A 19,130-nucleotide genomic window follows, 5' to 3' on the forward strand; every position below is an offset into this window, starting at 1 on the left:
CAATTACACACGATCTTACACCTCCTGGTTAACAACTAGCCTACCGTTATCATTACCGGACAGCGCCGGCATGGAAATCGTTGGCTTGACCATATCGGGCAACAAAGCCGGCCTTGCCCGGCAACGATTTGAACGGGTCTACAACGGCGAAAAGCCTTAAGCAATAAATGCAGCGGTCTCTCGCCGATGCTTTTGCACTCTCGCGACAGTCAGCTATTCTCAAGCTTACTGGACAATAGAGTGAGCCAAGGATGCGTTTTTCAGTGCGGCTTTTATGCCGTATAGTTTGCCTTTTTTTCTGCCTACAATCACACGCCGATGATATCGAACAGTCACTGCTACGTGGCCAATACCTTGCTCAAGTCGCAGGCTGTATCAGTTGTCACACCGCCGATAACGGCGCCACAAATGCTGGCGGCAGACGCTTCGACACCGATCTCGGTGTGGTGTACTCCACTAACATCACCAGCGATAACAAAACAGGCATGGGCCGCTACAGCTATACCGAGTTTTACAACGCCCTGCATTACGGCCAAGGTAAACAACGCCAACTACTGCCAATCATGCCTTTTAACAGCTTTAAGTTGCTGACCGAGCGCGACACCTTGGCTCTCTACCGCTACTACATGTCTATCCCCGCAGTGGTGCGACAACTCCCCCGTAACCAACTGCACTTTCCACTCAACTACGATATCGCCCTCAACGGCTGGGGCTGGTTACAGCAGCGCCAAGCCTGGCTGTCGATCAGTCATCACAAAAAAAACGACAACAAGGCAGTCCAGACAACGAGCAGTCACGGTGAGCAGTGGCAGCGAGGACGCTATATAGTCGAGGCCGTCGCTGGCTGCGGTCGTTGCCACACGCCAAAATCCGTCCTATCACAACCCGACAACAGCCGCCGCTTGGCTGGGGCAATTAATCAGAATTTTTATGCCCCCAATATTACCGCCGCAGAATTAAGACGCCAAAATTGGACCCAGCAGGACTTGCGACAACTGTTTCGCCAGGGCTATTCCAGTCGCCACGGCACCGTGCTGACCGGCGCCTATGCCGTTCCCTATCACTATTTAAAACCGTTATCCAAGGGCGATATGGATGCCGCTATTAGTTACTTACTCGACACCGAACAGCCTGTGATTGCCAACCGGCCGGTTAATTATGGCCACAATCAAAAATTGCCCGGCTATCAAACCTACCAGGGTTACTGCGCCGGCTGTCACGGCCTCAATGGTGAGGGTATCGAACAGGTGGCCCCGGCAATGATTGGCAATAGCACACTCAATGCCCAGCAACCCTTCAACAGCGTCGCCATTATTTTAAAAGGGGTAAAGCCCCGTCATGTTGAGGCCTTGATGGGGTTTTATGAAATGCCTGACTACGGCGAAGAGTTTAATAATCAGACTCTGGCAGATCTGGTGAATTACCTGCGGACAACCTGGTCACGACAAACCACGTTGCTGACGGCAAACGATGTCGCCGATATCCGCCAGCGCTTCGAACCCAACCATTAAACCGTCAGCCCGCTGGTAGTATAAATAACGTGATCAGCCTCCTCCATGTTTACACTGCTTTCATTTACCACACAGCCAAGGTAGAGTGACTGATTAACGTCATAATAATGAGACCTTCGATGCCGGCCACCCCCTACCCTGACTGTTTAATCGATGAAGATGGCCAACCACGGCTTGGCTATTTCGATCAGCCTGTTGCCGATTTAGGCTTGGATAAATTTCGCTACTTCAACAGCATGGATAAGCCCGCAGGGGCACTGCGTCGCTATGTTGACTTCAAACAATTCCAGTTCATCAGTATCAATACCGGTCACCACATCATTGGCGTCGCCATTGCCGACATCCGTTATCTGGCCAGCGGCTTTTGCTATGTCTATGACTTGGCCAGCAATACTCTGGTCGAGCAAAATTGGCTGCGCCCCGCCCGCCTTGGTTATCAAACCATGCCATCGGCGACCGAGGGTCAAGCCTATATTGGCAGCGGTAATAACCGTCTCGAGTTCACCATCAGCGGTGGCCAATGGCGGCTGAAGATCGACACCGACAATATTCAGGCCGATGTACAGCTGCATGGGGAGGAGGGAGAGTTGCCACTGGCGCTGTGCTCGCCCACCGGTTATCAGGGCTGGACTTACACCCAGAAGCACAACTGTCTCAGCGTCGAAGGCCGGCTCAGCATAAACAATACTATTGAGGATTTGTCCGAGGCTTTGGCCGGCTATGATTTCTCCGCCGGTTATATGCGGCGGGAGACCAACTGGTGCTGGGCCAGTATTAACAACCGTCTCAGCTGTGGCCGTCGCTTCGGCCTCAACCTCGCCACCGGCGTCAACGAGAGCGGCGTCAGTGAAAACTGCTGCTGGCTCGACGGCCAACGTCACTACCTACCCAGCGTTCAATTCACTTTTAAACGCCAGCGCGGCCAAGCCCTTCATCTCAGCGACTGGCAGGTGCGCAGTAACGCAACCAACAGTGAGGGAAGGCCGATTATTGAGCTTAGCTTTACACCGCTGAACTGCCGCCAGGAGCGGCTCAACCTGTGGCTGCTGAAGAGTAACTTCAGGCAGTACATTGGCCACTATAACGGCGTTATCGAAACCGCCGATGGCGAGAAAATCATCATCAATAATATGCTGGGCCTCAGCGAAGACCACTTTGCTCGCTGGTAGCGATTAGCTAAATTCGCCGGCGATGTAGTGACGGGTCATCTCGTGCTTTGGATTTTCAAAAATCTGTTCAGTCTTGCCCATTTCGACCAGGTGACCGGTGTGGCTATCCCCTGACATATCGACGGAGAAGAACGCGGTATTATCGGCAATACGCTTAGCCTGCTGCATATTGTGGGTGACGATAACAATACTGAAACGCTCACGCAGTTCCAACATCAGCGCCTCAATCTTACGCGTTGCAATCGGGTCGAGAGCCGAGCAAGGCTCATCCATCAACAGCACCGATGGCTCGGTGGCGATGGCGCGGGCGATACACAGACGCTGCTGCTGACCACCGGATAACGACAAACCGGATTTTTGTAATTTATCCTTGACCGAATCCCACAGCGCGGCACGACGTAACGCCTTCTCTACGCGCTGATCAAGATCCGATTTATTGCCCTTGAAACCATTGAGCCGCAGGCCGAAGGCAACGTTATCGTAAATACTCATAGCAAAGGGGTTGGGCTGCTGAAACACCATACCGATGTAGCGACGCACCAGTACCGGATCGATTTTCTTTTCATAGAGATCGATGCCCATAAATTCGATCGAGCCTTCGAAATTAAACCCCTGTACCATATCATTCATGCGGTTTAAGCTACGCAGCACGGTTGACTTACCACAGCCAGAGGGGCCGATCAGGCCGGTTATTTTTCCCTTCTCAATCGGTAATTCACTGTCTCTTACCGCCAAAAAATCGCCGTAGTGAATACTCTTAATGTGACAGTTCATCGCCAATTCTGGCATTTTTACATTTGTACTATTCATAACAATCTACCTTAAAACTTACGTCGGCCGACTAGGCGGGCGAGTATGTTGAAAATTAATATAATGAGAACCAATACCAGCGATGCAGTCCAGGCCAATTCAATCTGATTGGGGAACGGCAGACCGGAGAAGTTATAGATCAAAATCGATAACGATGCGGTCGGGTCATTGAGGTCACTCATGTGGTAATTACTGAACAAGGCGGTAAACAGCAGCGGAGCCGATTCACCGGCGGCGCCGGCGACTGCGAGTAAAACACCGGTGATAATACTGGGGAATGCCGTCGGTAAGACGATCTTCCAAACCACCTGGCTCCGGGTACAGCCCAAACCGTAGGCGGCATCTTTCATTTTTTGCGGCACGCTTTTTAATGCCTCGGCGGTGGTTAGAATCACCGTCGGCACCATTAAGATAGCCAGCGCAATACCACCGGCAATCGCCGAGTAAGTGCCTAACACGATAACAACAGCGGCATAGGCAAAGACACCGGCTAGGATAGAGGGCAGGCCGGTCAAGACGCGGGCGAGAAACTTACCGCCCTTGGCCAGCGCCGAGTTCGGTGCAATCTCGTTAATATAAACCGCCGCCAAGATACCCATGGGAATACTGATGACCGAGGCAATGCCGACCATGACCAGGGTACCGACAATGGCGTTACCGATACCGCCACCCGTTTCGAAGCCCACCGGTGGCAGCGCCGTCAGCGTCTCCCAGTTCAGCCGTGGGGCGCCTTCTATGACCAACATATAGAGAATAGAAAACAGCGGTATACAGGCGATCAAACCACAGCCCAGCATAAACCAGGTAAACAACGTATTGCTGATCGAGCGCTTACTTTTAAAACTTTTGGTTAAGTCGATGTCGGCTGATTTCGACATCGCTGTGAGATTATTTTTTTCCATCTTACTGTCCCTCAAACTTGCGCTTAGTCACCTGTTGTATCCACAGGCCTAGCATGTTGACGACAAAGGTGATGACTAACAAAATGACGGCGGCGTACATTAACGAGTGAATTTCTAATTCGCCAGCTTCGGGGAAGCTCGATGCCATTAATGAGGCCAGGGTGTTGGCCGGTGAAAACAGCGACCAACTGATTTGGTTAGAGCTGCCGATCAACATCGCCAGCGCCATGGTTTCGCCGAGTGCGCGACCAAAGCCGAGTATCAATGCCGCCAAAATACCGGAGGAGGCCGTTGGTAGCATTACCTTGGTAATGGCCTCGTAACGGGTGGCGCCCATGCCGTAAACGGCTTCATGGGTACGCTCGGGAATACGACGCAGCGCATCCATCGAAATTGCCGCCACGGTAGGCAGTATCATGACCGCCAAGACCAGCGCCGCCGGTGCTAAGCCCGGGCCGTTTAACTCGGTGCCAAACAACGGGAACCAACCGAGGTGTTCGTGTAGCCATTGGGCCCCTGGGCGAATCGCTGGAATTAATACATAAATACCCCAAAGACCATAAACAACACTGGGGATGGCGGCTAACAACTCTACAAGATTGCGAAAAACATTAGCAAAAAAGCCGTGCAAATAATTTTGTGTGAGGAAAATTGCAATGCCGATGCCGAAGAAACCGCCAATCGCCAAGGCTAATAATGAACTGAATAAGGTACCCCAGATTTCGGGTAGGACGCCGAACTGCTGCTTGGCAGAGCTCCACTCTTGGCCGGTAAGAAACGACAGGCCGAATTTATCTATCGCCGGCCAGGCTTCCGAGCCAATTGTCCAGAAAATATACACCACTAATAAGAAAATGGCGGCAACACAGGTGTAAGCAGCAGCACGGAACACAGTATCACGGAGCGAGTCCATTCTGGTTGGTGGCTGGGTTAAGCCGTTCTTGTCGGCTAGTGCTTCAAAACGCTGTTGGGACATGGTTGTTCTCAATAAAATCTATCAATCAAGTCAATCAATCTGTTCAATCAACAAACCCTGCTAATGTGTTCAAACACTGGCAGGGCCTATTGGGTCTTACTTACTTACTGTGCTTGCTTAACCGATTCGCGCATTAGCTGCTTGAGGTTTTCTGGCACAGGGATGTAACCCATTTGCTCGGCAACCTGCTGGCCGTCGGTAAGAATGTATTCTACGAAGTCGCGCAGTACCGCCGCCCCCTCTGGGTTGTTACTCTGCTGAGGCAGCATCATCCAGGTAAAGGTAGTGATCGGGTAGGCATTGTCGCCCTGTGGGTCGGCGGCGAAGGCAACCAGATTCTCAGGCCACTGTACATTGGCCAGTGCCGCAGCACCGGTCTCAGGGCCGGGAGCCACAAACTTGCCAGCGGCGTTTTCGAGGGCGGCCATGGGCTGCTTGGTGACAACGGCATAACCGTATTCGATGTAACCAATGGCGCCAGGGGTTTGCATAATGGTGGCGGCAACACCGTCGTTACGCGGTGCGGCGACGAAGTTTGACTTGGCGGCCCACTGTACCGACTTACCCGTGCCGACAGCGTCATTCCACTCAGGGCTGACAGCGCTGAGGTGGTTGGTAAAGGCGAAGGTTGAACCTGAGCCATCTGAGCGTGTTACCACAGTAATACGCTGATCAGGCAGTGCCACGCCCTGGTTATCGGCGGCGATGGCCGCGTCATCCCAGCGGCTGATCTTGCCCATGAAGATATCGACCAGAGTAGAACGGCTAAGCTTGAGTTCACCGACACCGTTAAGGTTGTAAGATACGACAATCTCACCGGCAGTCACTGGCAGATAGACGGCACCGCCGGCTAGCTTGGCCTCTTCTTTTTCATTCATTGCCGCATCTGAAACCGCAAAATTAACCACGCCGCTGATCAAATCACGAACACCGGCACCCGAGCCCTTTGATTGATAATCAATCTGGATATCATGCTGGTCACTGTAGGTTTTTGCCCAGGTAGACATCAATGGGTAGATGAAGGATGAACCGGAGCCGACAAACTTATCGGCGGCGGTGGCGGTGGTTGCAGCAACCAAACTGACAGTACAGGCAAGACTGATAATCGCGGGTTTCAAAAACTTCTTAGTAATCGTCATTGTTTTCTCTCTTTAAGAAAATCAAATTTACAAAGTTTGACAACCTGCCCCGTGGCAGATCATCGTGAATACGTTAAATCGGCGACAAAGGTAGTCAATCTGTGTGACAACAAGATTTCAGGGATATGACAACTTTATGACAATCGCACTTTACCTTGCGCAAGATTGATTTGGCGTCTCTGTGCAACGCTAAAATAAAGCCCGAGCAACAAGAGTAAGCCACTGTTTAACATCGGAGTATTTGTTCTTAACAGCAAGAGAGTAAGCAGCGAGCCGCGGCAGCAATAGGTCATCGTTTTTTTATGTCGATGCTGTTATAAACAACAGCACTGGCCTCAGTGTGACAGTTCGATGTTTGTTTTTTGGCGGATGTATGCCCATTATGACAACTCAAAAATCCCTTTTATGACGGTTTTTAGCGCTATACTCTGACTCTAATAAGTCTTAATAATATGGACGCTGCATGGCTGACTCTGCACAGAAAATATTGATCCTATTCGCTCACCCCTCCCAGGATCGGTCGGAGGTGAACCGGGCGCTGTTCCAGCAATGCCAACACCAAGACAATATCACCGCCGTCGACCTCTACGGGGAATACCCCGACTACCACATCAATATTGAGCGTGAACAACAGCGCCTGGTCACCCATGATATTATTATTTTTTTGTACCCGCTGTATTGGTACTCGACCCCGGCCATACTCAAAGAGTGGCAGGATTTAGTCCTCGAATACGGCTTTGCCTATGGTGCCGATGGCACGGCGCTGGAGGGCAAGACCTTCTTCTGCGCCATTTCCGCCGGCGGCCCAGAGGAGGCTTACCAGCAGCAGGGGTTTAATCACTTCACCCTCAATGAATTATTACAGCCAATCGAGCAAACTGCACGTTTGACCGGCATGCGCTATCTGCCCCCCTTCGCCCTGTTTAGCTCGCGCACCGCCGTCGATGAAGGCCGGCTGCCGGCGCATATCGACGACTGGCAACGCTTACTCACAGCACTGCAACAGGGGCGGCTTAATCTGAAACTGGCTCGCCAGCAGAATCGTTTAAACAACCCACTCACCACATTAATCGAGGCTGAACTGTGACCGCGTATTTTATTCAGGCCTTTATCTATCTTGCTGCCGCCGTGATCGCCGTGCCGATTGCCAAACGCCTCGGCCTTGGTTCGGTACTCGGCTATCTGATTGCCGGCGTCGTCATTGGGCCGGTGATTGGCTTGGTCGGCAGCGAGACCAACACCCTGCAACACTTTGCCGAATTTGGCGTGGTCATGATGTTGTTTTTAGTCGGCCTCGAACTCGAGCCCAAGATGCTGTGGGATATGAAACACAAGTTAATCGGCCTCGGCGGCTTACAGCTGGGGTTGACCACCCTGGCAATCACCGCCATTACCATTGCCATGGGCCAGATTTTCTCTATCGCCCTTACCATCGGTTTGATCTTCGCCCTGTCATCGACGGCCATTGTGTTACAGACCTTCAGTGAAAAAAACCTGGCCAAGACCGAGGGCGGCCGCAATGCTTTCTCGGTATTACTGTTTCAAGATATTGCCGTCATCCCGATGCTGGCACTGATTCCGCTGCTAGCCCTGCCAGAACTGGTCGCCCAGGCGCAGGCGGCGGCCAGCAGTGTCGCCGAGCACCATGCGGAGTTGTCCCTGGTCGCCGGTTTACCAGGCTGGCTCTACGGCATTGTAGTCTTGGCCTCGATCGCCCTTGTTGTCGTCGGGGGGCATTATTTAAGCCGGCCGCTATTTCGCTTCGTCGCCGACTCTGGCCTGCGAGAAATCTTCACCGCCGCCGCATTGATGCTGGTTATCGGCATTGCTGCGCTGATGAGTTTGGTCGGTTTATCGCCGGCACTGGGTACCTTCTTAGCCGGTGTGGTGCTGGCCAACAGCGAGTTCAGACACGAGCTCGAATCCAATATCGAACCCTTTAAAGGGCTGCTGCTGGGGCTGTTCTTTATCACCGTCGGCGCCGGTATCAATTTTACGGTGCTGAGTGATAACCTGACCGCCATCCTATTAATGACAGCCGCGGTAATGCTGATCAAGGCGGCGGTGCTATATGTCTTGGCACTGATGTTTAAAATACAAAACAGCGACCGCTGGCTGTTCGCCCTCAGCCTGGCTCAGGCCGGCGAATTTGGCTTTGTGTTGCTGAGCTATACCGTACAAAATCACGTACTGCCCACCGATATCGCCCAAACCCTCTCGCTGGTGGTGGCGCTGTCGATGTTTTTCACCCCGGGCTTATTTATTCTGTTCGATAAGGTGATACTGCCGCGCTTTGAGGTCAGCGAGAACAAGCGTCATTTCGATGATATCGACGACACCGGCACCGTCATTATTGCCGGTATTGGTCGCTTCGGCCAAATCGTCAACCGCCTATTAGTGGCCAACGGCATACCCACTGTGGTGCTCGATCATCAGGCCGGGCAGATCGATATTATGCGCAAGATTAATATTAAGAGTTACTACGGTGATGCCACCCAGCCCGACCTGCTCCATACCGCCGGCATCGATCAGGCCTCGCTGTTAATTATTGCCATCGACGACCGCGAGCGCTCCGTCGAACTGGTGCAGTACCTCAAGCACAGCCATCCACGGGTAAAGGTACTGAGTCGCGCCTTTGACCGCGGCCACAGCCATCAGCTGCGCAGTGCCGGCGCTGATTTTGTCATCAGCGAAACCTACCACTCGGCGCTGGAACTGGGCACCGAGGCGTTAAAACAGCTGGGCACCCATCCCTTTAAGGCCGAAAACCTCAAGGCCACGTTCTATCAAACCGAGAACAGCCATCGCGACCAACTCTTCAACCTCTGGCAGCAGACCACCGAGGACGATAAATTTATCAGCAGCTACCGCGAGTTGTTTATTCAGCTGGAAGAAACCCTCGGCAGCGCAATGAAGAATGATCGCAGCGATAATCTCAGCAAGATGGAACGTGGCTGGACACCGCCACCCAAAAATTATACCGACGATTTTGAGCACTAGACAATCAGCGTCAAAGACAAACACCACGACAGGGTTTATAATCAAGCTAATTTCCTCGCTGCTCACCTGAGCAGCGTCACCTCAATAGAAAAGACGCCCTATGAAACTACTCATCCGCAACCTTGCCCGCGAAACCACCGAAGAAGAACTTAACGCCCTGTTTGCCGAACACGGCACAATTCAGTCCTGCACTCTGGTCATGGACAAGGTCAGCGGCGGTTCGAAAGGCTTCGGTTTTGTTGAGATGCCCAAGCCTGGTGAAGCCAAGGCGGCGATGAAACTGCTTAATGGCCAAGAAGTGGCCGGCAGCAAAATCCGCGTCAAGAAAGCCGACGAAAGCTAAGCGGTACCGTTCGGGGAGGCATCCGTCCTCCCCTACTCTTGTTATCAGTGTTCTTTGTGCACCTCATCCTCGATCCAGTACTTCTGCATCTCAATAAACAGATACGACGCCGTCCAAGTAATCAATACCAAGCCAGTTAACGCCTCGATACCGGTGAGATAGCGCACATCGCCATGGGGGGTAATGTCACCGAAGCCCAAGGTGGTATAGGTGGTGAACGAGAAATACACACAATCCAAAAGGTGGCCGGCAAAATTACCGGAGAAATACCCCCAGCCATCGGCATGGTGCATAAAATAGTAGGCGACAGCAAAAATCCACACCTCGATGGCATGGGCGCAGAGCGCGCCACCAACACCTAGCACGATGCGCGAGCGGTGCATAATATTCAGCTTCGGCAGCAGCATCGACAGCCGAAATAAAAACTCATAGTGAATCACCACGACAACAATAACTATCGCAGTATTGAGCAGAACCATCGCTAACATAACGCCCTCTTATCCGGGTATTGAGCGAGCCTCAAAACCTCAGGCCTCATCGGGATCTTTTGGTAGAATCAGATTCAAAACAATGGCCGACACCGCCGCCAGGCCAATGCCCTGCAGAGTAAAATCACCGCCACCAAACTGCATGCCACCGATACCAAAAACCAAGGGAATAGAAGTAATCGCGAGATTACGTGGATGGTGCAAGTCGAGCTGGGCCTTGCTGATGGTGCTGACGCCGATGGTGGCAATGGCACCGAATAACAGAATCATAATGCCGCCCATTACCGGTACTGGGATGGTCGACAGCAACGCCCCCAGTTTGCCGACAAACGACAACACAATGGCAAACGCCGCCGCCCAAGTCATTAGCACTGGGTTAAAAGCCTTGGTCAATGCCACCGCACCGGTCACCTCGCCGTAGGTGGTATTCGGCGGCCCGCCCAACATCGAGGCAAAGGAGGTGGCAACACCGTCACCAAGCAAGGTTTTATGCAGACCAGGTTTTTTCAAATAATCCTTACCGGCCACACTGCTGATGGCCATCATATCGCCAACGTGCTCCACTGCCGGCGCCAACGCCACCGGCAGCATAAACAGGATGGCCTGCCAGTGAAACTCTGGGGTAGTAAAGGCTGGCATTGCCAACCAAGCAGCCTGTTCAACAGCGGTGAAATCAACCAAACCATAGAACAGCGCCGCCGTGTAAGAGACAATAATACCCAGCAGAATAGGCACCAGGCGAACAAAGCCGCGGCCAAACACCGAGGCCGCTAACGTCACCGCTAAGGCGATAAGAGCCACCACAATAGCCGTCTGCTCCGGCACCAGTTGAATACTGCCATCGCCGCTTTTACCCAGCGCCATATTAACCGCCACCGGCGCCAGCGCCAGACCGATCACCATAATCACGGGGCCGACGACCACCGGCGGCAACACTCGCTCGACAATGCCGCGCCCGCGCCAGGCTATCAAACCGGCCAACAACATATAGACCACACCGGTGGCCATCAACCCCCCCATGGTTGCCGCCACCCCCCAGGCTTGCACGCCATACATAATAGGGGCAATAAAGGCAAAGCTAGAGGCCAAAAATATCGGGACAGAACGTTTGGTAATGACCTGAAACAACAGCGTACCGGCACCGGCAGTAAATAATGCCACATTGGCATCGAGCCCGGTTAACAGTGGCACCAACACCAGAGCACCAAAGGCGACAAACAACATTTGGGCGCCAACAATGGGTTGAAGTAACGGGGGGATCTGGTGTTCTTGTTGCTCTGCCATGGTTAACGTCCTTGAGTGACCTATAATTTATTTCCTCAGTGTACACCGCCTTGCTGTGTTTATTAAAAAAATTGCTTATAGTGAAGCTCTCAGCCGACAATATAAGAATAATCATTATGCTCGATCACGATAACCAAAAAATCATCGACATCCTCAGTCAGATGGAATTCCCCTCATTGGCAACCACCACTCCAGAGGAATATCGTCGCTCAATGGCGCCGCCTAACGGCAGCAAACAGCCGGTGGCGCAGGTTACCGACACCGTGATCAGTGCGGTTAACAATGCCGAACTCGCCCTGCGGATTTATCGCCCCAGTGAGGACAATAGACTATTGCCGGCAGTCGTCTATTTTCATGGCGGTGGCTTTGTCGTTGGCGATATCGACAGCCATGACAGCATCTGCCGCGCCCTGGCCAATCTGGCTCAGGCAGTGATTATCTCGGTGGATTATCGCCTGGCACCAGAGCATAAATTCCCAGCGGCAACAGAGGATGGCTATCAAGCCCTGCAATGGGTCTACGACAACCACCTGCCACTGGCCATCGACAGCGACAGAATCAGCCTCGCCGGTGACAGTGCCGGCGCCAACTTAGCCACAGTAACAGCTCTGCTTAGCCGTGATCGTCAAGGTCCTAAGGTACAGCAACAACTGCTGCTCTATCCCTGCCTGGATCCCAGCTGTCAGCGCCCCAGCTTTGATGAATTTGGCGAGGGGTATTTCCTCGGCACCGAGCAAATGCAGTGGTTCTGGCAACACTATTTAGACGATGTTGAACAGCAAAGTCAGCAGCCCTACGTCAACCCGTTGTTCGCCAACTTAAGTGGCCTGCCACCGGCGACACTGATTACCGCTGGCTGTGACCCGCTGCGCGACGAGGGCGCCGACTATGGCAAAGCCTTAAGCCAGGCTGGGGTTGCCGTCGATTATCAGTGTGTCGAGGGGCAAATCCACGGCTTCTGCAGCTTTATCGGCATACTGCGTCAGGCACAACCGGCGATAGAAAAACTGGCCGCCGCGATCAACCGCTAAATCGCAGGCAAAAAAAAGCCGAAGCTCTCGACCCTTTCGGGGAGTCACTTCGGCAACCAGTTAAACAACCGGTTTAAAAGACCTTGGATGTTGGAAATACACAATCTGTGTATGGGGTTAACTATAGAGGATTGAGAAAATCCCGCTATTCGCAGTTATACCTACACAGATCAAATAAATGCGACATCCCTGGCCCGCTATCAATCACTTACAGCTGGGCAATGATTTTTTCTGCCGCACTGACATCGACGCCACCGGCGGGCTCAACCGCCAAATAGCTGACCACACCATCATCGACAATCATCGCATAGCGCTGGCTGCGTTCGCCCATCTGAAAGCCTGAGGCGTCCATGGTGAGACCAATCTCACGGGTAAAGCTGCCGTTACCGTCGGCCAGCATGGTCAGCGCCTCGGCATTCTGATCCTTGCCCCAGGCGCCCATGACAAAGGCATCGTTGACCGACAGGCAGATAATACTATCGACGCCCTTGGCCTTGATCACATCGGCATTGACCACATAACCCGGCACGTGGGTATTGGAGCAGCCCGGGGTAAAGGCACCGGGGACGGCAAACAACACCACTTTCTTACCGGCGGTAAGCTGCTCGATGGTCATTGCCTCGGGGCCTTTTGCGCCCATGATTTTCAATTCGGTATTGGGTAGTTTATCGCCTGTTTGAATCGCCATTGTGCACTCCGTTGAACGCTAAATTTAAGGATTTAACATACTAGCCCAAGGCGGCTGGCAACACCATGGTCACCGCGTATAACGGCTTAAATATTCTACCATTGTGCCGTTTTTCGGTACCGCTATGCTAACCTAAGCACTGATTTTTAATGAGTGTTTTCAATGTTCAAACGCGGCCCACAGACAATCTTCTCCCCCAGCGACCTCAGCCAGTATATGGACTCTGGCTACGGCTCATGGATGCAGCGTTTAAGCATCGAGCTACCGGCACAGACGCCGCCACAGGATGACGCCGACGCCTTGATGACCAGCCTGCAGCAACAGGGCGAGGGCTTTGAACAGCAGGTATTGGCCAGCCTGCAGCAACAGGGGCTGACGGTTGCCGACCTCAGCATCAACCCGCCACACAGCGATGACAGCAGCAGATTGGCAGCCACCAAGGCCGCCATGCAACAGGGGGCCGAGGTGATTTATCAGGCCTATCTAGAGCACGATGGCTTTCGTGGCTTTGCCGATTTCTTAATTAAAACCCCCGGCAGCAGTGAACTGGGTGACTACCACTACGAGGTGTGGGACAGCAAGTTATCGAAGACTATCAAGCCGGCGTTTATTCTGCAGCTGTGCTGCTATGCCGAGATGTTAGAGGCCATGCAAGGGCTGAGGCCGCCGCACATTGCCATAGTTAACGGCGCCGATGCCCAGCCCACCCCTCTGATCACCGACGACTACTACTATTTTTACCGCGGCTTGAAGCAAAACTTTCTCACCAGCCAACAGCAGTTCGATGCCGAGCAACCGCCGCAGCCCGCCGATTTTGACAGCTGGGGTAATTGGAGCCAATACGCCGGCGAACAGCTGCTGGCCATCGACCACCTGTCACAGGTGGCGACGATTAACCGCGGCCAGATTAAAAAACTCAACGCCGCCGGCATCAACCAGCTACAACAACTGGCCAACGTCGATACCGACGCCGGTGTCCCCGGCCTCAATCAGCAACAGTTGGTCAGGCTGCAGCGCCAGGCCGCCATGCAATACCGTAGCCGCCAACAGGGCGGCGATGTGCCGGCCTTCGAGGTGATTCCGCCACCGGCTGGCGAGCGCATCGGTTTAGCCCTGCTACCACCACCATCGCCGCTGGATATCTTCTTCGACATTGAGGGTTACCCACTGGCCGAGGGGGGGCTGGAATACCTCTGGGGCAGCAGCTTTATCGATGCGGGCGGCGAGCGCCAGTTCAAGGATTTTTGGGCCCACGACAGCCGGCAAGAAAAACAGGCCTTCCACGACTTTATTCAATGGGCCTACCAACGCTGGCAGCAAGACCCGTCGATGCATATCTACCACTACGCCAATTATGAGATTGCCGCCTGTCGCCGTCTCATGGGCCGCTATGGCATCTGTGAGTTCGAGGTCGATGAACTGCTGCGCAACGAGGTCTTTGTCGACTTATACAAAATCGTCAAGGCCGGTATTCTACTCGGCGAGCCGCGTTACTCGATCAAAAACGTCGAGCACCTATACCGCGCCAAACGCGACACCGAGGTGGCCAACGGCGGTGATTCGGTGGTGGTCTACGAACAGTGGCGCGACAACCCCGACGGCGTCGACTGGCAGCAATCGAAAATCCTCAACGATATCCGCCTCTACAATATCGACGACTGCGATTCCACCTTAGAGCTGGTCGACTGGCTGCGCGTACAACAACTCAGCCACGGCATCGACTACCTCGCTATTGAGCAAAAACCGCCCGCCGAGATCAACGAGGAGCTCGATGCCCGCGAACAACTGCGCGACCGCCTCCTCACCCAGGCCGACGGTTTACTCGACAGCCAACCCGAGCAGGCGACGCTGCTACAAACCTTAGCGTGGTCGTTAGAGTTCCACCGACGCGAGGCTAAGCCGGTGTTCTGGCGCTTGTTTGACCGCCTCGGCATGGAACACGACGAGTTGATCGACGACTTAGACTGCCTCGCCTACTGCCGGCGCAGCGCCAGTGAGCCCTACAAACCGACTCCTAGGGCGCGTAACCTAGCCTACGATTACCACTTCGATGCCAATCAGGCGTTTAAGGGCGGCAAGTTCAGCAGCTTTTACCTGCTCGGTGGCGAGGGCCAGAAAGTCACCATGAACAAAGACTTCAGCGACCTCAACCACGGTAAGTTAGTCCTCACCAGCAAGGAGGAACCGGCGGCCACGATTAGTTTGATTCCCGACGAATACATCAACCCGCGGCCAATCCCCGAGGCCATTGCCAGTGTCGTCAGCGACTTCAGTGGTGCCAGCGAACAGGCCCCTAACGCTATTGTCGAGTTTTTACAGCGCTACAAGCCGCGCTTTGTCTCAGGACACAGCAACAACCCCGGCGGCGCCATTGTCGAGCCAGCCTCCACCCGCTCGTCCCTCGAACAGATCAGCGCTGCGGTGCTGGCCCTCGACCACAGTTACCTCACTATTCAGGGGCCACCGGGTGCAGGCAAAACCTATACCGGCAAGCATTTAATCGCCGATCTGTTGGCCGCCGACCAACGTGTGGGCATTTGCAGCAACAGCCACAAGGCGATTAATAATTTATTGATCAGCACCGCCAAACACTGCCAAGGCCTTGGCCAGCCCGGTTACTTTGCCTGCACCGGCGACACCGGCGAGGACTTCGAGCAACTGGGCATCGAGCTGATCAAAAATAACAAAATTGCTGACACTGTCGACGATAAGCACAGCGAATTCGGCGGCGTGGTCATCGGCACCACGGCCTGGGGTTTTAGCCGCGACGATGTCGCCGACCAATTCGATTATCTGTTTATCGATGAAGCCGGCCAAGTATCGGTGGCCAACCTCATCGCCATCAGCCAGAGTTGCCGCAATATTGTGCTAATGGGCGACCAGCAACAACTCGGCCAGCCGACCCAGGGCTCCCACCCTGGCGACAGCGGCCTGTCGGTACTCGATTATCTATTGCACGATACCCCCACCATCGCCGATGACTGCGGTGTTTTTCTCGCCACCAGTTATCGCATGCACCCCAACATCTGCCGCTTCATCTCCGCCGCCATCTATCAGCACAAGCTCGACTGGGCGCCACACTGTGACCAGCAAGTATTAGCGTTAGATACCGACGAGCCGCTATTAGGCAATATCGACGCCGGCATTGTCTACTGCCCCATCGAGCACAGCGGTAATAGTCAGGCCAGCGATGAAGAAGTCGCCGCCATCGCCCAGCTCAGCCAGGCCTTGGTTGGCCGCAGCTACCACGATGCCGAGGGTAACAGCCGCGCCATCAGCCTCGACGACATGCTGTTTATCGCCCCCTATAATCATCAGGTCAATAATTTAAAAGCGGCACTGGGTGAACAGATCAAGGCCGGTTCCGTCGACCGCTTCCAGGGCCAGGAGGCGCCGGTGGTCTTCCTCAGCCTCTGCGCCAGCGACGCCAACGACTCACCCCGCGGCCTCGATTTTTTATTCGACAAAAACCGCCTCAACGTCGCCATCTCCCGCGCCCAATGTTTGGTGGTAATCGTCGCCAGCAAACAGCTGGAAAACACCGAGGCAAGCAATATCGAGCAGCTGCAGAAGCTGAATACTTATCATCAGTTGTTGGCTTATAGTACGGAGGTTTTGTTGGAGGGGTAGAAAATTTAACCGCTCTGCCCCACTCGCTACGATGATGATTCAAACGTTCAGACGCAGGCTTTTTGATTCACTATTGAATCATCATCTTCGTTTGTCAGGGCCGGGGTAGATGCAAGATCTGACGCCATTAATCTTGGCTATTCCTGCGCGTGCGTCCGCCGATACCACCACTGAGAACGCCGCAAGTACATCCCTGTAGGCTCGGCGTCAGCGTCCATGCTGACGATGTCTCTGTGGCGATATCGGCAGCCGCGGGTAGTTTTTACTCTGACTCTAAATATCCCAATAATTTTTACTCTGACCCTAAATATCTCAAAAGGCCTTTAACTTACCGGTAAAACTTCCATCGCTCGCCAAAATCGGGGCAAGACCAGACCCCGCTCATTTCATTAGCTATAGCTGAGCAATTTCTCAACAACATCGTCAAAGCGGCGTTCCTCGATATGATAGCGACGATATTCCACCAGCTCATCATTCTCCCACACATAGTAACCGATCATCATCAGCGTCGGGTCCTCGCTCCAGCCAAATTGCACAGGCCGATCGAGGTAGTTCGGTCGATTGGGCACACTGCCGTAACGGCTGCCCAAGCCGGTCGACGTCCTTACTGGCGGCTCGATGTCGGCCACTTTGTTACCCTCGGCATCTAGAATTATGGAGAGCACCTCCCCACCGGGGAGCCAGTGTGAGATAAATAGATACTTCATATCTTGCGAGGGGTAAGCATAGAGTCTAGGGCCAGAATAGTTTTCACCAGGGGTATAGTGATACTGAAGTTGATCACCCCAGATCATCGACCGAAATGCCCGGCTTTTTTTACAATCTACCTGATATATTTCTCTGACCCAAGCACCAAGGTTAACGGCAAGCTTCTCTCCTTCAAGATTTACAAAGTGTAAATTTTCAATATTTTTCATATCAAAGCGTCTCCGTTCCCAAGTCAATTACATTACCGGTTTCTTCAAAAAAATCCTGCCACTTAGGAGGTGCTGTGGAACCAGGATCATCACGCAAATCTTCCACATACTCATACTGCTGCGTGCCGCCGCCGTAGTCTTTGCCATTCTCCTATAGCGGCCCGGCGATGCCAGAGCGTACACGGGCAAAAGGTTCAGGTCTTTGATTTATTATTTTCTCCACGGCGAACAGCTTCTCATCTTGCCAACCTGCTAGCTTTGTCAAACTATATAAAATAGTTTTTACTCTGACCCTAAATATCGAGACATAACATTATTTCCCTAGAAATAAAAAAATTAATGGGTAACCAACGATAAAAAATAAAACAAAAGAACAAAATATAAAAAATAAAAAATCACGCGAAGAAACAACCGTGTACTTATCGATGAATTTTTGCCTATCAAACTGATAGACAAAGCCACCATCACACGTAAAAACATCTGAAATAGTCTTTCCATGCATAGGAATATAAACCACAGCAATACGCAAACATTGACCATCAAAAGTAGACAATTCATCTATATCTTTGGATCTAAAACCCCTCAAAGAAATATCTTTCCAGCGCCTCCCTTCAAATTCAGGTGAAAAATGTAGCCTTACATCAACTGAGCCGTTAGGAATACTAAACCAATTAACCGAGCTGACACCCGCATACTCGCCCACAAAAGTTATAGGCTTCCCCTCGGCCAACAACTTACCTTGATAGCCCTGAACAATTGACAAACAAGGCACAAATAAAAGAAGCAATATTAGCCTTAAGTACCTATCCCATAGCTTAATACTACATTTTTTATATCCATCACCAATCACCACAGAATAAAACTGCCAAAGGTATTTAATAATTTCTAAGATCTTTTTAATCAGAGACATAATGAATAATTTTTTATATTTTTAACTAAAACAGGAAAACCTTCCAATATCTTAACCTCACGCATCCCCGTCTTCGGATCTGTCTGGTGGTATTTAAACGTCTTGCCTTCAAATGAAGACTTCATAAGCTCTGCCCACATCAAAGGGATCTGCTGATTTTGTTCATTGAAACAAACAAAAGGGTCAGGTCTTTGATTTATGATTTCTCTCCACAGATAAAAACCTATCGGGACATCCACCACACCATGCTAACCAACTAAATTATATCGTAAATATCATCTACCCCGCAATTCATTGCCACGCAGACAGTGACTCCCCGTGACGTCAAAAAG

General features: G+C 52.5%; 16 protein-coding genes. 7 read left to right on the forward strand and 9 right to left on the reverse strand.

What is annotated here, in order from left to right; translation table 11 throughout:
• Positions 1 to 263: 263 nt before the first annotated feature.
• Positions 264 to 1,511 carry a c-type cytochrome gene (locus L9P87_RS05625; RefSeq protein ID WP_237443695.1) on the forward strand — a complete coding sequence of 416 codons (1,248 nt, stop codon included), beginning with the start codon at positions 264 to 266 and terminating at the stop codon, positions 1,509 to 1,511.
• 107 nt (positions 1,512 to 1,618) lie between these two features.
• On the forward strand, positions 1,619 to 2,680 hold the full coding sequence (locus tag L9P87_RS05630) for a DUF2804 domain-containing protein (RefSeq protein WP_237443696.1): 1,062 nt from the start codon (positions 1,619 to 1,621) through the stop codon (positions 2,678 to 2,680).
• A gap of 3 nt (positions 2,681 to 2,683) precedes the next feature.
• Here the strand turns inward: L9P87_RS05630 and pstB are convergent, their stop codons facing one another.
• From pstB to pstS, 4 genes are all read right to left on the reverse strand, one after another.
• Positions 2,684 to 3,490, reverse strand: coding sequence for a phosphate ABC transporter ATP-binding protein PstB (pstB, locus tag L9P87_RS05635; RefSeq protein WP_354001883.1), 807 nt, complete (start codon positions 3,488 to 3,490; stop codon positions 2,684 to 2,686).
• 11 nt (positions 3,491 to 3,501) lie between these two features.
• Entirely contained in the window at positions 3,502 to 4,392 is an 891-nt protein-coding gene (gene pstA, locus L9P87_RS05640; protein ID WP_237443697.1) for a phosphate ABC transporter permease PstA, read from the reverse strand.
• Position 4,393: 1 nt separating this feature from the next.
• Positions 4,394 to 5,368, reverse strand: a complete 975-nt coding sequence (pstC, locus tag L9P87_RS05645; protein ID WP_237443698.1) for a phosphate ABC transporter permease subunit PstC — start codon at positions 5,366 to 5,368, stop codon at positions 4,394 to 4,396.
• A gap of 104 nt (positions 5,369 to 5,472) precedes the next feature.
• Positions 5,473 to 6,507, reverse strand: coding sequence for a phosphate ABC transporter substrate-binding protein PstS (gene pstS, locus L9P87_RS05650; protein WP_237443699.1), 1,035 nt, complete (start codon positions 6,505 to 6,507; stop codon positions 5,473 to 5,475).
• 463 nt (positions 6,508 to 6,970) lie between these two features.
• Here pstS and L9P87_RS05655 point away from each other — a divergent pair, with 463 nt between their 5' ends.
• The 3 genes from L9P87_RS05655 (at position 6,971) to L9P87_RS05665 (ending at position 9,850) form a co-directional block, all read left to right on the forward strand.
• Positions 6,971 to 7,594 carry an NAD(P)H-dependent oxidoreductase gene (locus L9P87_RS05655; protein ID WP_237443700.1) on the forward strand — a complete coding sequence of 208 codons (624 nt, stop codon included), beginning with the start codon at positions 6,971 to 6,973 and terminating at the stop codon, positions 7,592 to 7,594.
• Positions 7,591 to 9,507 carry a monovalent cation:proton antiporter-2 (CPA2) family protein gene (locus tag L9P87_RS05660; RefSeq protein ID WP_237443701.1) on the forward strand — a complete coding sequence of 639 codons (1,917 nt, stop codon included), beginning with the start codon at positions 7,591 to 7,593 and terminating at the stop codon, positions 9,505 to 9,507. Before L9P87_RS05655 ends, L9P87_RS05660 begins: the two co-directional genes overlap by 4 nt.
• Before the next feature lie 100 nt (positions 9,508 to 9,607).
• Positions 9,608 to 9,850 (forward strand): RNA recognition motif domain-containing protein, encoded by a 243-nt coding sequence (locus L9P87_RS05665; RefSeq protein ID WP_237443702.1) that lies wholly within the window; start codon positions 9,608 to 9,610, stop codon positions 9,848 to 9,850.
• Positions 9,851 to 9,894: 44 nt separating this feature from the next.
• On the opposite strand, the gene L9P87_RS05670 is transcribed toward L9P87_RS05665, so the two are convergent.
• Positions 9,895 to 10,338, reverse strand: coding sequence for a potassium channel family protein (locus L9P87_RS05670; RefSeq protein ID WP_237443703.1), 444 nt, complete (start codon positions 10,336 to 10,338; stop codon positions 9,895 to 9,897).
• Between the two features lie 39 nt (positions 10,339 to 10,377).
• Entirely contained in the window at positions 10,378 to 11,622 is a 1,245-nt protein-coding gene (locus tag L9P87_RS05675) for a uracil-xanthine permease family protein (RefSeq protein WP_237443704.1), read from the reverse strand.
• Positions 11,623 to 11,738: 116 nt separating this feature from the next.
• On the opposite strand from L9P87_RS05675, the gene lipP1 reads away from it, so the two are divergent.
• Positions 11,739 to 12,653 (forward strand): LipP1 family hormone-sensitive lipase, encoded by a 915-nt coding sequence (gene lipP1, locus L9P87_RS05680; protein WP_237443705.1) that lies wholly within the window; start codon positions 11,739 to 11,741, stop codon positions 12,651 to 12,653.
• 208 nt (positions 12,654 to 12,861) lie between these two features.
• Here lipP1 and L9P87_RS05685 read toward each other — a convergent pair whose 3' ends face one another.
• Entirely contained in the window at positions 12,862 to 13,341 is a 480-nt protein-coding gene (locus tag L9P87_RS05685) for a peroxiredoxin (RefSeq protein ID WP_237443706.1), read from the reverse strand.
• A 162-nt stretch (positions 13,342 to 13,503) separates the two neighbouring features.
• On the opposite strand from L9P87_RS05685, the gene L9P87_RS05690 reads away from it, so the two are divergent.
• Positions 13,504 to 16,971 carry a TM0106 family RecB-like putative nuclease gene (locus L9P87_RS05690; RefSeq protein ID WP_237443707.1) on the forward strand — a complete coding sequence of 1,156 codons (3,468 nt, stop codon included), beginning with the start codon at positions 13,504 to 13,506 and terminating at the stop codon, positions 16,969 to 16,971.
• 389 nt (positions 16,972 to 17,360) lie between these two features.
• Here L9P87_RS05690 and L9P87_RS05695 read toward each other — a convergent pair whose 3' ends face one another.
• Both L9P87_RS05695 and L9P87_RS05700 read right to left on the reverse strand, forming a co-directional pair.
• A complete protein-coding gene (locus L9P87_RS05695) occupies positions 17,361 to 17,888 on the reverse strand; it encodes a hypothetical protein (protein ID WP_237443708.1) in 528 nt (175 codons plus the stop codon).
• Positions 17,889 to 18,201: 313 nt separating this feature from the next.
• Positions 18,202 to 18,798, reverse strand: a complete 597-nt coding sequence (locus L9P87_RS05700; RefSeq protein ID WP_237443709.1) for a hypothetical protein — start codon at positions 18,796 to 18,798, stop codon at positions 18,202 to 18,204.
• Positions 18,799 to 19,130: the final 332 nt, after the last annotated feature.

The organism is Sinobacterium norvegicum, from assembly GCF_923077115.1.
In the GTDB taxonomy this organism is placed as follows: domain Bacteria; phylum Pseudomonadota; class Gammaproteobacteria; order Pseudomonadales; family Sinobacteriaceae; genus Sinobacterium; species Sinobacterium norvegicum.